Genomic DNA, 15,841 nt, shown 5'->3' with positions numbered 1-15,841 from the left:
CCTCTTCAAAGTAAATATTAAAGTTAATGAGCATTAAACATTCCTTTGATCTATGAAATAAAAAAAGCTTCACTGCAATATCTGCAGTGAAGCTTTTTAGTTATCTATTAATATCTTGGTACTACGACTCTCCAACCTTGTGGGTCTTCAAGTTTACCACTTTGGATACCAGTGTAATTGTTGTATAAGTCTTGCGTGATTTTACCAGTTTCATTGTTATTAATCACAATTTCAGTTTCGCCATATTTCAATTGACCTACTGGAGAAATAACTGCTGCAGTACCTGTACCAAATACTTCAGTTAACTCACCCTTATTATGTGATTCAATCAATTCATCAATCGATACACGACGCTCTTCTACTTCATAACCTAAATTTCCAGCTAATTCAATGACTGTTTTACGTGTAATACCAGGTAAAATGCTACCGTTTAATTCTGGTGTTATAAGCTTGCCATTTTCTACGAAGAAGATATTCATACTACCTACTTCTTCTACATATTTTTGCTCTACACCATCTAACCAAAGTACTTGGTCGTAACCTTGTGCAGACGCATTTGTCTGTGCTAATAAACTTGCAGCATAGTTACCTGCAACTTTAGCGTGACCTACACCACCACGAACAGCGCGTACATATTCATCTTCTACATATATCTTAGTTGGACTTAATGATTCGCCCCCATAATAAGAACCTGAAGGTGATAAGATGATAAGTAATTGATAAGAATATGAAGGACGTACACCTAATATACCTTCAGTCGCGAAAACATATGGACGTATGTATAATGATTGACCTTCACCCTCTGGTACCCAATCACGTTCGATATCTACTAATTGTTTTAGACCTTCTAATACAACTTCTTCATCAACTTTTGGCATATCTAAACGTGATAATGAATCATTAATACGTTTGAAGTTCTCAGATGGACGGAATAAATCAACTTCGCCATCATGTTTGTATGCTTTCAAGCCTTCAAATACAGCTTGCCCATAATGAAGTACTTGAGCTGCTGGAGAAAGTTCAATTGGACCATAAGGCACAATCTTTAAATCATGCCATCCTTGATCAATATCGTAGTCGAAACTTAACATATAATCTGTGAAGTATTTTCCAAAGCCTAAACCGCTTGGATCCGGTTTTTCTTTAAGTGTTTCTCGTTGTACAAACTCAATTTTTTCTGACATGATTTTTCCTCCTAATGCTATTTCCTTAAGTATTACTTTAAATTATACCAATCCACAGGCCGCTGTTCAATAATTTTCAAACAATTTCAAATATACTAAAATGATCAACTATCAATCTTTAAAAATGTTTTATTATTAAAGTTATCCGTATATCAACAATAATTAGATAATTCTTGATAAATAATGATGAATGCTTTGTTATATTTTTTTGTTTTAAAAAATGGCAGTGATTTGCGCTGACTCCTGCCAAAAAAGTGCTACCCGAAGACTACGGGTAGTTTATTCTCTACACGCTTAAAGGGAGTGGGACAGAAATCTAATGTTTTTAACAAAATTTCATCGTCCCGCCCCAGCAAAGCTGACTTAAAATTGGAATACAAGAGCTGAAGCTCTTCGATAAGAACTACTTGTCCTCATAAATGAAGTAGTAGTTCTTTAAAAGCTTGAGATAAGCACATTTTCATTTCAATCAGCCACCGCCAATATAAAAATTGAGACTGAGACATGTAATTATGTCCCAGCCTGTTTAAGTTGTATTATCTTACTTTTTCTTTATCTTCGATAGCCTTTAACATCGTTTGAGTCATTTTAGTTAAATCATATTGCGGATTAAATCCCCATTCTGCGCGTGCACAGCTAATATCTATACTGTTTGGCCAACTATTAGCGATTGACTGTCTTACTGGATCCACATCATAGTCCAATTGGAATTTTGGATAAATTTCTTGAATCGCTTCTTTCACCATTTCTGGTTCAATACTCATTGCACTTAAATTATATGCATTACGATTAATTAATTTAACGCCGTCCGCTTCCATAAGTTGAATAATGGCATCTATTGCATCTTCCATATACATCATATCCATATATGTGGCTTTATCGATAAAGCTGGTATAACGGCCTTCTATCACAGCTTTAAAATAAATATCTACAGCATAGTCTGTCGTACCACCACCTGGTTCTTTCATATGAGAAATTAAACCAGGGAATCTAACACTGCGTGTATCTACACCAAATTTGTCGAAGTAATACTGACATAATAACTCTCCAGCCACCTTATTTACGCCATACATTGATGTTGGTCGTTGAATAGTAACTTGTGGTGTATTGACTTTAGGTGTTGATGGCCCAAATGCGCCAATCGAACTTGGTGTAAAGAATTGTAATTTGTGTTCACGTGCTGCTTCTAATGCATTCATTAATCCACCCATATTTAAATCCCAAGCAAATAATGGATTCTTTTCAGCAGTCCCTGACAATAATGCTGCCATATGCATCATTGTATCTGGCTTAAACATCTCAACTAACTCAAACACACGCGCTTTATCAGTAACATCTAGTATTTCAAACGGCCCATCTGCAATCGCTGAATCTGTTTCTGGTTGTTTAATATCTGTGGCTAAAACATTATCATTTCCATATAACATTCTACATTTCACTACGAGTTCGGTTCCAATTTGTCCTAAAGCACCTGTAATCATAATTTTTTTCATATTTCTATCTCCCCTTGTACATTACAGAAACTGTAATGTTTTTCTCGTGTGTACACAAACCGTATTTTCAACTAAATTATACAATAAAAGCGCTTAATTGTATACATTGAGTGTACATTTTTTATATATTTTAGTATTTTAGATTTAAAACCGGGCTTATTTTAGTGTCACAAAAGCTCATATCCATTAGAAAAAATGATCTCAAACGTAAAAATCCCCTTACTACCATTAATAGCAAGGGGGCATCACTGCACAAAACTTTTTTCAATATTATTTTAACATCTTAGGCAGTGAAAATATAAGCGTTCTATAGCCTAAATCATCATATTGAGCGTACTGCATAATTGAGTTCTGTACATTAGCTATGCAAACATAGTGTTTAGTATCCTGTTAAAATAGATACCTTAGTCACCTATACATCTTCACAAAATCCAAGTCAATAACAAGTATTTTAATGTATCTCTTTGACAATAACTGATATTATTAACAAATAAATATTCAGTGAAAGGGATGACATAATGACTTATTTAATCATTATTTTATTCGCTGTTTTAATCATGTCATTAGTTTTAAGTTATTTTTGTTTTAGAGAAAGTAAAGCTGAAATTGATCAAGGTAAACAAGCGAAACGTAGTGAAAACGAAAGAATCGGTGTAAAACAGCAGTCACATAAAGTATTAACCTTAGGCATCGTATTAGTTGTTTTCAGTGTACTTGTTTTAGTAGGTGTCATTTGGATTCTAATAGCAATGTAGGTTCATTTATATAAGCTAAATTTTCAAAATATCCAAATATATTTAAAAGACGACCTTTTATTAATAAGATCGTCTTTATTGCATGCAATACATAGCTCTTTTTACTTTTTATTTTCTAGTTTTAATTGCGCTTCAAGATCCTCGTTTTTACTATCAAAATCATATTTTTTAGAATCTAGCGGTTCACCCGTTTCTACAATACTTTTTATGCTTTCCATATGAAATTGCCAACCTGCAAAATCTAAGACAATATGTGGAAATTCAGGTGGTAAATATTCAACAAATGTAAGTTCTGTTTGCTGAACTTTGCTATTTAATTCAAACTTCACAGTACCAATATCCCACGTAAAGCCAATCATTTTATTCTTGATTTTCATTTCTAAATCGTCTTGTTCCTCTAAATGGAAGTACACTTTGCCATTCACTTCTCGCATTTCAAATGACAATTGTGGAAACCATTGCTTTATCCCTTTAGTCGTACTCAGATAATTAAATATTGTTTCCTTATCCGCGTCTATATTTATTTTCAATGTTTGATAAACACCTTGGTCACCCTTTGAATATTGTGTTTCCATATTTATAGTTCCCCTCTCAATTCAAAGATTATCTAGAAAAAAATTAAGTTTGCAATCCTTCATGCTAATTTACCTAGATTTAGTTAACATGTTTTACCCTTTTTCGTTATAAACTATTTCTAATATAAACTGAAATAGCGGTATCGGTGACCATTTAATCATCTAAAACAACGAAATTGATATATCAAACTTCATCTTTAGTCCCTTATTAGACGCATCTTTAACATTTTCAAATTTCTTATTATTTTTAATTTTTCAATTTTTTAGTATAAATATTTGTAAATCTCTCTCTATTTATATACACTTAATAAAATACTGGTGAGAGTATGTATTCTATTTTTAACTTATCCAGTAAAAGAAAGTTAGGTGTATATGGAAAAAGATAAGAAAAAGATGTTGAACAAAATGGTAAAACCTTTCGCAAAAACTAACTACACAAAAAGTACAATACAAATTATAGATACATTACTTCCCCTTATTGCAATTTTAGTTATAAGTGGTCTTTTATATAATGTGCATTGGTCATTAGCAATTATTAGTAGTATATTTGCATCTATATTTTTAATTAGAACATTCATCATTTTTCACGATGCTTGTCACGGATCATATTTAAAAAAACAAAAGCACAATGATTTGCTCGGAAATGTTACTGGTTTTCTTACAATGTTCCCTTACAGAAAATGGCGTAGAGAACATTTAATTCACCATGCTGGTAGTGGTAATTTAGAAAAACGCGGTATCGGTGATATATGGGTTATGACGGTAGAAGAGTATACAGAAGCATCTAAATCCCAACGTTTAACATATAGAATTTATCGTAATCCACTTGTAATGTTTGTATTAGGACCGTTCTTCTTAGTCTTTGTTTCTAATAGATTTAATTCTAAAGATGCTAAAAAGAAAGAACGAATCAATACTTGGTTGAACAACATTTTATTAATAGTTATATATGGCGGTCTAATTTATCTATTGGGCGCAGGTCATTTCTTTGCAGTATTTGCACCAATGATGTTCATTGCTGGCATGCTCGGTATTTGGTTATTTTACATTCAACACACATTTGAAGATTCATACTTTGAAGAATCTTCTGAGTGGGATTATGTAAAAGCAGCAATCGATGGTAGTTCATACTATAAATTACCAAAAGTACTACATTGGGTTACAGGAAACATAGGATATCACCATGTACATCATTTAAATCCTAGAATTCCTAATTACGCTTTAGAGGAAACACATGAAACTGTTACACCTCTACATCATGCAACATCTATTACGCTAATAGAAAGTCTAACATCATTAAAATTCAAATTATATGATGAAAGTCATAAACGTTTTATTACTTTCAAGGAATTTTCACTTAGAAATAAGCAACCATCATAAATTTAAAAAAATATTAAACTAGACCTTTATTCATTGAATAAAGGTCTAGTTTTTTACGACATAAAATAAGTATTATATCACCATATGATTATAAAAGAATATGGACTAATTCCATATGATGAATAAATCTAATTATTTCACTCTATTTTATTGTTTTTTTAAATGATATTTTATTATATTGCCTATATAAAAAAGTTTTATAATACTTACGAAGTAATCTAATTATTTAAACTTTAAAATAGAAGAATGTTAGTTATGAAAAAAGAAAAATTTAGTATCCCGAAATATAAGTTTGGAGCATCATCTGTTCTATTAGGGACTTGTTTAGCAATAAGTATCGGGAATGTGGGAGAAGCACAGGCGTCAGAAACTAACCATTATGAAGCAAGCAATAATTCAAACCAAACAGAACCAGTTGACGATAATGAAATATTAAAAAAGGAAAAGAAAGTAGTTGTTGATAATGAAGTGACATCAAAAGAAAATACTGTTTAACTCAAAATTTTAAATAATAATAGACAATAAAGGAGAAATGCTTGTTAACTCAAACACTTCTCCTTTTCTTAGTTTAAAACTTCAATTTTGTTTAACTTATGCTATATTTAATCTTTTTAATGTCTTCTGGTGTTGTTTGACAACACCCACCAATAATTTGCACACCGCCCATTAGCCACTTCGGAACTTGTTCAATAATTTCATCACTGTTAGCATCATTTTCCCATTTTTTGCTATCTGCATTATAATGAGAACCTCCATTAGGATACAATGCAATTGTCTGACTCAAACTACTTAATCCTTTGTCTAAAGATCTATTGATCCCTTTCACCGAAGAACAATTAATACCAAAAATAGGAATACTGGCTTGCTTATCTTTTATATAATCAATCAACTGCTCAAAATCTGTTCCATCTGATAAATTTCCTGTGTCATCGACAGTTACAGAGATCCAAAATGTTTGTTCCTCTGTATAACTCGGTATAATATTTTCAACAATGGCTTGAATCTCTTCAAAATTAGGCACTGTTTCAAACACAAAATCATTTATTCCTCTTGAAATCAAAGCGTTTATACGTTGTTCATGAAATTTAAAATAGGATTCTCGGCTTATTTTATAATCCCCTGTATATTCAGAGCCATCACTTAAATATGCACCATATGGACCCAAACTACCTACAACCACTTGATTATTATTTGTTGCCTTCATAACTTGCTCTACCGCTACTGTAAAAAGTCCATCAATTTCATCATCCTGCATCCCTATATCTTTAAATGTTTGGTAACTGGCTTGATATGTACTTGTTAAAATAATATCGGCACCCGCATTTGTAAAATCTTGATGTGCTTGCTTTATTTTAGTTGGTTGATGTCTAAGTACTTCACTAGACCATAACGAAGAATTTAAATTACAACCAGCTTGTTCCAATGTAGTTGCTAGTCCACCATCTAAGACAATTGGAGCTTGTGTTTTCACTTTTTCTAACAGTCTCATCTATACTCCTCTTTTCTTATTAAATTTAACAAAGTAATAAATTAACGTAATCGCTGCAAATGGTAGCCCGAAATAAAGTGCAGGTGCTTGATTAGAATCAAAAATCATTCCAACACAAGAAACTAAGCATAATATAAACCCGATAATTGGAATCGATTGATGAACTTTTAAGCTTTGGTCAATTTTTTTAGCGTTAAAATATGCAATACAAATACTCATCCACACGATTACAACTGCTAAACCAGCAATTGAAACTAGAATTACATATAATGAATCTGCTACATACACGCTAGAAAACAACGCCAGTAAGCCACCAATCATACTAAATAATGTTGCATTTACTGGCATATGGTGTTTATTTAGCTTCCCAAACCATTTAGGAAATACACCTTCATTCGATAAACTCCAAATCATTCGGCTCGCTGCATATAATCCTGAATTGGCTGCAGATAACAAAGCTGTTATAATCACTAAATTCATAATATCACCCGCATAAGGGATACCCATTTTCTGAAAAATAACAACAAATGGGCTTTCTAATGACTTACCTTGATAACTTGGTATTAAAATAGAAATAATAACCATTGTACCAATGAAAAAGATAATAAGACGCCATAATGTTGCTCGAATCGCTTTCGGTATTACTTTTTCAGGGTTTTTTGTTTCACCAGCAGCAATACCTATTAACTCAGTACCACTAAATGCATAATTCACAGCTAGCATTGTTAAAAACACAGAACCAATGCCATTAGGAAAAGTAGGATTCGTATACCTATGTGTAATTGTACTTAAACCTTCATAACCATCATAGTGAATAAATCCTATAATTACCAAAAGACCTAAAATTATAAATACGATAATTGCAGTAACTTTTACTAAAGAAAAATAAAATTCAACTTCAGCGTAAAACCGTGTTGATATGACATTAAATAATAAAATCAATATAATTGCAATCGTAGCAAAAATATAAACAGGGGCTCCAGGCATCCATTTCTGCATCAAAATACCCACTGCTGTAAATTCAGAACCTAATGCTACGGTCCAAGTTAACCAATAAAACCATGCTACGATATATCCAACAGATGGATGGATGTAAAGACTTGCATATGTATGAAACCCTCCCGTAACAGGATGTTTGATTGCTAATTGACCTAAACATAGCATAACGAGATAAACTAAAATCGAACCAATTAAATAAGATAGTACCGTTCCAAATGGACCTGCTTGTTGCAAAGTATATCCAGAACTTAAAAATAACCCTGTTCCAATAACACCACCAAAGCTAAGTAACATAAGATGACGTTGTTTCATTGCGCGTTTAAATGATGGCTGTTCCATTAATGTTCTCCTTATCTTCAAGTTCTACTCATTTTAAATATAATTATTCATTCTATTGATTTCTGAAAATTTAGTCAATGCATTTTTCATCAATTCACTATGCTTTCACACATTGACTTTAATGATTATATCGTTTTCAAAGAGAATTTCACCAGATTATTCACTGAATTTTCAAACTTTTGTAAAAATTCAAACTCTAGTATTGATTTTCACTCACATTATCTATAACATTTATATATAAGTAACTATAAATATTAAAAGTAATAGATAGAGGGGAAAAAAATAAATGACAGAACATAATGACTTAGTGAAATCTACCCAAGAAATTACAAAAGAAGCATTACATAAATTAGGCTTTGACGATGGCATGTATGATTTAATCAAAGAACCTTTAAGAATTTTAGAAGTTCGCATACCTGTTCGTATGGATGATGGCACCGTTAAAACATTTACAGGTTACCGTGCGCAACATAATCATTCGGTTGGACCTACTAAAGGTGGCGTACGTTTCCACCCTGATGTAAATAAAGAAGAAGTTAAGGCACTTGCAATGTGGATGACGATGAAATGTGGCATTACAAACTTACCTTTTGGTGGTGGTAAAGGTGGCGTCATCTGTGACCCACGTCAAATGAGTAATCAAGAGCTTGAAAGTTTATCGCGTGGTTTTGTTAGAGCTATATCACAATTCGTAGGTCCTGCGAGTGACATCCCAGCACCTGACGTTTATACTAACCCACAAATCATGTCATGGATGATGGATGAATATAGTAAAATTAATCGCTCAAATGCTTTTGCATTCATCACTGGTAAACCACTCTCTCTAGGTGGTTCAGAAGGTCGTAACCGTGCCACTGCCCTTGGTGCTGTTATAACAATTGAAGAAGCTACTAAACGTAGAAATATCGATATCAAAGGGTCTCGTGTTGCCATTCAAGGATTCGGTAATGCTGGTAGTTTTATCGCCAAAATCTTACATGATATGGGTGCAAAAATTGTAGCTATTTCTGAAAGTTATGGTGCATTACATGATCCAGATGGTTTAGATGTTGACAAGCTTGTAGAGCTTAAAGAAAAGCATGGTCGTGTTACACACTTATTTGATGGTGTTATCCCTAATAAAGAATTATTTGAAGTTGATTGTGATATTCTTATACCGGCTGCATTATCAAATCAAATTACTGAAGAGAACGCACACGACATTAAAGCAAGCATCGTTGCAGAAGCAGCGAACGGTCCTACAACAAAAGAAGCTACACGTATCTTAACAGAACGTGGTGTCTTAATTATACCTGACGTACTTGCAAGTGCTGGTGGTGTAACTGTTTCTTACTTCGAATGGGTTCAAAACAATCAGGGTTATTATTGGTCCGAAGAAGAAATAAACCGCCTACTACGCGAAAAAATGGTAGAAGCATTCAATAAAATCTATGATTTAGCTGAAAGTAGAAAGTTAGATATGCGTTTAGCTGCCTATGTTGTAGGTATCAAACGTACTGCAGAAGCAACACGTTTCCGTGGTTGGGCATAAAATATTTTGCTAAATAATATACTTTTCAAAAGCTGCACCTTGATTGGTGCAGCTTTTTTATATTTACTTCATATTTTCAAATAAATCACTAAATTTTCTGATTTATTTGAAAAATAAAAAAATACTCTATATAATTATTTACAATAAAGGAGAGATATAAATTATGAAAAATAACATTTATGGTAATACACCATGTTTTTTAAATAGTAAAAATTTAAATCAATCAAATACTTTAGATACTGATGTCATTGTATATGGAGTACCTTTTGAAGGTGAAAGTACTTGGGGAGACTACACTGGCGTAGAACTTGGTCCAAAGCAAATTAGACTGTCCTCTGCACGTTACAGTCAATATCTACCTGAGTTAAATCACATAGACATTAGTGAGCATTTATCTATGGGTGATGTTGGTGATGTGCCGTTTGTCGCTCAAGATAACAAAGAAAGCTATGATAACATTACAGATTTCACTAAAAAACTGTGGAAAAGTGAAAAATTTTTAGTTGGTTTTGGTGGCGAACACGGTGTCACTTACCCCATTCTTAAAGCATTAACAGAAACTGGTAAAAAAGTCGGCATCATTCATTTAGATGCTCATTATGACAATATGCCAGATTATGAAGGTGAAGCTTACGCCCGTAATACACCTTTCATGAGGCTGTACGAAACAGAGGGTGTACGTAACGAAAGTATTATTCATACAGGTATTCACGGCCCGAGAAATCATCCAGCAACAGGACGTTACGCTGAAGAAGCCGGGGCGGTGACGATAACCATCAATGATATTCGTGAATCTAATAACATAAAACAGTTTGCCCGTGACATCTATGCTCAAGCAAGTGCCGATGTAGATGTCGTATATTTAACAATATGTAGTGACGTATTAGATTTTGCTTATAATCCAGGTGGACCTGTCGATGGCAATGGTCTAACGTCCTATGAATTATTAACGATGATTCATGAATTTGGTGCACTCGGCCTATGTGGTATAGATTATGTAGAAGTTTATCCTATGAAAGATGCCAATCAAAATTCTGCCCATTTCGTTTCTACAGCAGTATTATACGTACTTGCTGGCCACGTCGCTTATTTAAATAAATTAAAATAATCTGAGGAGTGGTTAAATGTTTAAAAACACGGGTAAGATTTTACGATCGCTTGGCCCAGGGATGATTATCACTGCTTCATTTATTGGCCCTGGTACAGTAACAACCATGACTCAGGGTGGCGCGAGCTTTGGCTATAGTTTACTATGGGCAGTTGCCTTTTCAATCATCGCCACTATCGTGTTGCAAGAAATGATTATCCGTTTATCACTCGTTACACGTGAAGGTTTAGGAGAAGCGATTCAAGATTTATTCTCTAATAAAATCGGTAAGCTTATCATCGTGTGGTTCACACTCATTGCTGTAACCATTGGATGTGCTGCCTATATTAGTGGTGACTTAATTGGAACCTCACTTGGTGCATCTTACTTACTTAATTTACCTGAAAATTGGGTTGCTCCAGTTATCGGTGTCATTATATTACTCATTGGATTATTTGGTAACTATAAATTTTTAGAAAAAGTTATGCTTGTACTTATGGTTATCATGGGCGTTATATTTATCACTACGATGATTGCTATAAAACCGGATGTTATGGGCATTTTAAAAGGTGCCTTTATTCCAACAATACCAGATGGTTCTATTCTTACTGTTATCGCTCTAATCGGTACAACCGTTGTGCCATATAACTTTTTCATTCACTCAACAGCTGTGCATGAACGTTTTAATGGTGTTAAGGAATTGAAATTTGCACGTTGGGATACGATTATTTCAATTACTGTCGGTGGTGTGATTTCAGCAGCAATATTAATTTCAGCAGCAACTTTAATTAAAGGTGAAGAAATAACAAGTGTGATTCAACTTGCTGGGCCGTTAGAACCTATACTAGGCGATGCTGCACCTATAGCGATTAGTATTGGGTTATTCGCTGCAGGTCTGTCATCTGCCATTGCTTCTCCAACTGGTGCCGCTGCAACAATTAGTAGTTTACTCGGTTGGAAAGGTGGCATGCAAAGTAAGAAGTATAAACTTGTCTTTGTTGTGATTATCATTATTGGCATTATTACTTCAGCACTTGGTTTTGAACCACTTCAAGTCTTACTTATTGCTCAAGCGTTAAATGGTATGATATTACCTCTTGTTGCAATACTTATCTTTATTATTATTAATAAGAAAAATTTAATGGGCCGCTTTGTAAATACACTTTGGCTCAATATTATCGGAGGACTCGTTGTCTTAACTGTTTCCTTCTTAGGTATCTACAGTCTAATCGATGCCATAACAAGTTTCATTTCAGCTTAAATGAATATTTAACATAACAAAACCCCAATCCAACGTATCATCTCTGATATAGCTTCGGGGTTTTGTTAATTAAATGTTTAATTCTTTTACATTAATTGTGCAACATCACGCATAATGCTCGCTTTTTTATAACCATGTAGGTCATGTAGTAATTGGTATGCGTCAAATAATTTTTTGTATATTTTCACTTTCTCCGGTTGAGGTTCAACAGTGTATAATACGGATTCTTTCATTGCTTTTACCGCATCACTAAAGTCTAAATGCGCTCCACCACATATTGCACCTAGAATAGCTGCGCCAATTGCTGGTGCATATTCACTATCAATAATTGTTACACGTTTGTTGAGCACATTTGCATAGATATCCATGAGTAATCTATTCTTTTTAGGAATACCACCACAAGCAAATACATGATCTACTTCCATGTTCCATCCTTCATACTGTTGCATAATCATTTTAGTACCAAATGCAGTTGCCTCCATGTATGCACGATAAATTTCTTCATGTCTCGTATGTAATCCCATGCCAAATAAGCAACCTCTCAAATTACTATCACTGAGTACACTTCTATTCCCATTGTGCCAATCTAGTGCAATAAGCCCACTTTCGCCAGGGTATAGTTTAGCGGCCTTCTCATTTAATAATTCAAAAATTGAAATATCGCGTGTCTTCGCCTCTTTCACATCATCATACGGCGCTTGTTGAGCTACATACTCGAATAAGTCTCCTACAGCAGTTTGCCCTGCCTCGTATGCATAAAGATCTGGAATAATGCCCCCTTTAACCGAGCCAGAAATACCTGGCACCTTATGTTGTTCTTTATTAAGCATTAAATGACATGTGCTTGTGCCCATGACCATAGTCATTTCTTTATCTCTTTCTGAACCTATCCCTAATAAACTTGCATGTGCATCTATGATAAACGGACTGACTTGCGTTTCTGGTGAAAGTCCTATTTTTCTTGCCATTATCTGACTAACCTTACCTACAGTTTCACCAATATTAACGACTGGCGCTTCCACTTTCTTTCTTACAATTTCAGATAAATCATTATCTAATTTATCAAACAAATCATAATGGAATCCTGTGTCCGCTTCCCAAAATGATTTAAATCCTAAGCCACAATTTGATCTGATGTTTTGATCAGTAAGTCGATTGACAATCCAATCCCCCGCCTCCATGATATACGCACTCTCTGCTATAACTTCAGGTGCCTTATTGTTAACTTCCATAATCTTAGGTATCATCCACTCACTACTCACATTAAAGCCATAATATCCTAACCAACGATTCTTCTCTTCAAGCGCAGTCTTAAACAATAAATCGGCTTCGGCTTGCGCGCCATGATGCTTCCACAATTTGACGTAAGCGTGTGGATTATCTTCAAACCCTTGCTTATTATGAATGGGTTCCATATTTTCATCCACAAATATCACAGTAGACGATGTGAAATCTATACCCAGACCAACAATTTCGTTTGGAGCAATTTGCGTTTTTGCTAAAATAACTGGAATGCCTTCTTCAATGACTTCCATATAATCATTCGCATTTTGTAATGCGTAACTTTGAGGTAGTTTTTGACCACCAAGTTCTCCTTCTATCGTGCCATGTGTATACGTTTTAATAAATTGCTCTACTATTTCACCATTCTCTGTATTTATAAGAAAAGCTCTACCTGAACCTGTTCCAAAATCTATCCCTATGCTGTAAGCCATACTTTAATCCCCCAAATCTTTCTATACTATAGAAAACGCTTTCTTAAATCATAATTAAGATGCTATAAAAATACAAGGGAGCAGGACAGAAATCAAAATTTGATTTCGTGTTCCCACCCCCATAATACTCACTATCATACTAAAACATTTTAAAACGCTTCAACTTCATTAAACTGAGATAAATAAAGTTGTTTATAATGACCATCTTGTTGCATCAGTACTTCATGACTACCTTCTTCTAAGATTTCACCGTCTTTGATAAAAATAATACGATCTACATCTTTAATCGTTGATAAACGATGCGCAATAATAAGCGATGTTCTATTTTCAGACAGCTTTTTAAATGCCAATTGAATTTTATTTTCTGTTTCTATATCTAACGCGCTTGTAGCTTCATCTAAAATAATAATTGATGGATCTTTTAAAAACATTCTAGCGATGGATATGCGCTGCTTTTGTCCACCAGATAGTTTCGTTCCTCTTTCACCTACGCGTGTATCTAAACCAAATGGTAAGTCTTTAATAAACGTTTCTAATTGCGCATTTCTAACTGCGTCCCATATTGCTGTTTCGTCTGCTTCTAAATGACCATATACAATATTATCTCTTAAAGTACCAGAGAATAGGAATACATCTTGCTGTACGACACCAATTTCTGCACGTAGTGACGCTAACTGAATCGATTTGATGCTTTGCCCATTTATTAAGATATCACCCTCATCTACTTCATAGAATCTTGGCAATAAAGAACTGATTGTCGTTTTACCACTACCACTCGGTCCAACTAATGCAATCTTCTCCCCATGCTGAATATCTAAATTTAGTTTTTTTAGAATTGGTGTTTCACCATATCCAAATGTTACCTCTTTATATTGAACCGTCATAGGATTGCTCGGCATTCCAACTGCATCTGGTGCGTCCTTTATTTCTGGATCAATGCTTAATATTTCTCTAAAGTTTTTAAATCCTGCAATTGCTTTAGGAAAGAGCTCTATAATCATATTAATTTGTTGTAATGGCTTAAATAGTACATTGGTGATCATGATAAATGCAACGATACCACCATAAGATAAATCACCATTCAACACAAAATAACTTCCGACTACTAAAACAATAATTAATGTCAGTTTTTGAGCAATATGACTGATTGTGATATTCCAAGACATATAATTATATGCTTTTAATTTTGTAGCTCTAAAATTATCATTTATATTTCTAAATTTCTTTCGCTCATGTTCTTCATTTGTACAAGCCTGTACAAGTCTTATGCCACCCACATTATCTGCGATTAATTCATTAAAACGTGACACATTTGTAAATAAATTCTTAAATGCACGAGACATTTTTTGGCTGAAAAATATAGCTAAGATAAAAACAATAGGCACCACACAAAACGTTATGAGCGCTAATTTCACATCAATCGCCAACATGATGATAAACGCACCAATAAGCGTCATGATAGATAAAAATACATCTTCTGGACCGTGATGTGCAGCTTCGCCAATATCCATCAAATCATTCGTCAGTCGGCCGATGAGTTTTCCAGATTTTTGATTATCAAAATACTTAAAATTCAATTTCTGAATATGACTATATAAATCATTACGCATATCACGCTCTATATTCGTACCTAACTTATGTCCCCAATATGTCACGATAAATTTTAGTACCGCTTCAATTGCAAATACAAACAATAATACAATTCCAAAAATCACTATGAGATTCCACTGATTTGTAGGTAATAAACGATCAATATATATACTTGTAATAAGTGGAAAAATTAATTCCAACAAACCTACAACAATTGCCGAACCAAAATCTAAGAAAAACAAACCTTTATATGGTTTGTAGTAACTAAAAAATGCTTTCACAACACCCCACCTATTCTATAATGCCGTACTTTACATACTTTTTACACATGCCTTATATTATGGATTAAGAGATACATATTATCAATGTGATTTAACCAATATTTATAACATCTATAAAAATAACCTTTTTAAATATTACAAAGCAAAATAAACTCCTTAATC

At 33.7% G+C, this 15,841-nt stretch carries 13 protein-coding genes; 6 read left to right on the top strand and 7 right to left on the bottom strand.

Translation table 11 applies throughout. The features are described 5' to 3' along the window. Positions 1 to 107: 107 nt before the first annotated feature. A complete protein-coding gene (locus tag ACA31_RS02225; RefSeq protein ID WP_057511755.1) occupies positions 108 to 1,184 on the bottom strand; it encodes a branched-chain amino acid aminotransferase in 1,077 nt (358 codons plus the stop codon). A gap of 536 nt (positions 1,185 to 1,720) precedes the next feature. Next, positions 1,721 to 2,677 carry an NAD-dependent epimerase/dehydratase family protein gene (locus tag ACA31_RS02220; RefSeq protein ID WP_057511754.1) on the bottom strand — a complete coding sequence of 319 codons (957 nt, stop codon included), beginning with the start codon at positions 2,675 to 2,677 and terminating at the stop codon, positions 1,721 to 1,723. A gap of 518 nt (positions 2,678 to 3,195) precedes the next feature. Between ACA31_RS02220 and ACA31_RS02215 the strand changes: the two genes are divergently transcribed. After that, a complete protein-coding gene (locus ACA31_RS02215; protein ID WP_057511753.1) occupies positions 3,196 to 3,432 on the top strand; it encodes a hypothetical protein in 237 nt (78 codons plus the stop codon). A gap of 101 nt (positions 3,433 to 3,533) precedes the next feature. On the opposite strand, the gene ACA31_RS02210 is transcribed toward ACA31_RS02215, so the two are convergent. Further along, positions 3,534 to 4,007: an SRPBCC domain-containing protein gene (locus ACA31_RS02210; RefSeq protein ID WP_057511752.1), complete on the bottom strand. Its 474-nt coding sequence runs from the start codon at positions 4,005 to 4,007 to the stop codon at positions 3,534 to 3,536. Positions 4,008 to 4,379: 372 nt separating this feature from the next. Between ACA31_RS02210 and ACA31_RS02205 the strand changes: the two genes are divergently transcribed. After that, positions 4,380 to 5,387, top strand: coding sequence for a fatty acid desaturase (locus tag ACA31_RS02205; protein WP_057511751.1), 1,008 nt, complete (start codon positions 4,380 to 4,382; stop codon positions 5,385 to 5,387). Positions 5,388 to 5,642: 255 nt separating this feature from the next. Continuing rightward, positions 5,643 to 5,882: a YSIRK-type signal peptide-containing protein gene (locus tag ACA31_RS02200; protein ID WP_057511750.1), complete on the top strand. Its 240-nt coding sequence runs from the start codon at positions 5,643 to 5,645 to the stop codon at positions 5,880 to 5,882. Between the two features lie 91 nt (positions 5,883 to 5,973). Here the strand turns inward: ACA31_RS02200 and mmuM are convergent, their stop codons facing one another. Further along, positions 5,974 to 6,876 carry a homocysteine S-methyltransferase gene (gene mmuM, locus ACA31_RS02195; RefSeq protein ID WP_057511749.1) on the bottom strand — a complete coding sequence of 301 codons (903 nt, stop codon included), beginning with the start codon at positions 6,874 to 6,876 and terminating at the stop codon, positions 5,974 to 5,976. After that, positions 6,877 to 8,214: an amino acid permease gene (locus ACA31_RS02190; protein ID WP_057511748.1), complete on the bottom strand. Its 1,338-nt coding sequence runs from the start codon at positions 8,212 to 8,214 to the stop codon at positions 6,877 to 6,879. It lies immediately after the preceding gene. Positions 8,215 to 8,500: 286 nt separating this feature from the next. Here ACA31_RS02190 and ACA31_RS02185 point away from each other — a divergent pair, with 286 nt between their 5' ends. The 3 genes from ACA31_RS02185 to ACA31_RS02175 all read left to right on the top strand — a co-directional run bounded on the left by ACA31_RS02185 (position 8,501) and on the right by ACA31_RS02175 (position 12,093). Then, positions 8,501 to 9,745, top strand: coding sequence for a Glu/Leu/Phe/Val family dehydrogenase (locus tag ACA31_RS02185; protein ID WP_057511747.1), 1,245 nt, complete (start codon positions 8,501 to 8,503; stop codon positions 9,743 to 9,745). Between the two features lie 163 nt (positions 9,746 to 9,908). Next, the gene (locus ACA31_RS02180; RefSeq protein ID WP_057511746.1) at positions 9,909 to 10,853 is read left to right on the top strand and encodes an agmatinase family protein; all 945 of its coding nucleotides are present in this window, start codon (positions 9,909 to 9,911) and stop codon (positions 10,851 to 10,853) included. Between the two features lie 16 nt (positions 10,854 to 10,869). Next, positions 10,870 to 12,093 carry an Nramp family divalent metal transporter gene (locus ACA31_RS02175; protein WP_057511745.1) on the top strand — a complete coding sequence of 408 codons (1,224 nt, stop codon included), beginning with the start codon at positions 10,870 to 10,872 and terminating at the stop codon, positions 12,091 to 12,093. Positions 12,094 to 12,179: 86 nt separating this feature from the next. Here ACA31_RS02175 and ACA31_RS02170 read toward each other — a convergent pair whose 3' ends face one another. Beyond that, on the bottom strand, positions 12,180 to 13,808 hold the full coding sequence (locus ACA31_RS02170; RefSeq protein ID WP_057511744.1) for a ribulokinase: 1,629 nt from the start codon (positions 13,806 to 13,808) through the stop codon (positions 12,180 to 12,182). Positions 13,809 to 13,957: 149 nt separating this feature from the next. Continuing rightward, complete coding sequence (locus ACA31_RS02165; protein ID WP_082587034.1) at positions 13,958 to 15,679, bottom strand: ABC transporter ATP-binding protein; 1,722 nt, start codon at positions 15,677 to 15,679, stop codon at positions 13,958 to 13,960. Between the last annotated feature and the right edge of the window lie 162 nt (positions 15,680 to 15,841).

The organism is Staphylococcus sp. NAM3COL9 (assembly GCF_001431205.1).
In the GTDB taxonomy this organism is placed as follows: Bacteria; Bacillota; Bacilli; order Staphylococcales; family Staphylococcaceae; genus Staphylococcus.
This window is presented reverse-complemented; position numbering and strand designations above follow the sequence as displayed.

Bases quoted from the DNA above. Each gene is read 5' to 3' on its own strand.
- ACA31_RS02200 (WP_057511750.1), top strand. From the start codon at position 5,643: ATGAAAAAAGAAAAATTTAGTATCCCGAAATATAAGTTTGGAGCATCA.
- mmuM (WP_057511749.1), bottom strand. From the start codon at position 6,876: ATGAGACTGTTAGAAAAAGTGAAAACACAAGCTCCAATTGTCTTAGAT.
- ACA31_RS02225 (WP_057511755.1), bottom strand. From the start codon at position 1,184: ATGTCAGAAAAAATTGAGTTTGTACAACGAGAAACACTTAAAGAAAAA.
- ACA31_RS02210 (WP_057511752.1), bottom strand. From the start codon at position 4,007: ATGGAAACACAATATTCAAAGGGTGACCAAGGTGTTTATCAAACATTG.
- ACA31_RS02205 (WP_057511751.1), top strand. From the start codon at position 4,380: ATGGAAAAAGATAAGAAAAAGATGTTGAACAAAATGGTAAAACCTTTC.
- ACA31_RS02170 (WP_057511744.1), bottom strand. From the start codon at position 13,808: ATGGCTTACAGCATAGGGATAGATTTTGGAACAGGTTCAGGTAGAGCT.
- ACA31_RS02185 (WP_057511747.1), top strand. From the start codon at position 8,501: ATGACAGAACATAATGACTTAGTGAAATCTACCCAAGAAATTACAAAA.
- ACA31_RS02190 (WP_057511748.1), bottom strand. From the start codon at position 8,214: ATGGAACAGCCATCATTTAAACGCGCAATGAAACAACGTCATCTTATG.
- ACA31_RS02220 (WP_057511754.1), bottom strand. From the start codon at position 2,677: ATGAAAAAAATTATGATTACAGGTGCTTTAGGACAAATTGGAACCGAA.
- ACA31_RS02215 (WP_057511753.1), top strand. From the start codon at position 3,196: ATGACTTATTTAATCATTATTTTATTCGCTGTTTTAATCATGTCATTA.
- ACA31_RS02175 (WP_057511745.1), top strand. From the start codon at position 10,870: ATGTTTAAAAACACGGGTAAGATTTTACGATCGCTTGGCCCAGGGATG.
- ACA31_RS02180 (WP_057511746.1), top strand. From the start codon at position 9,909: ATGAAAAATAACATTTATGGTAATACACCATGTTTTTTAAATAGTAAA.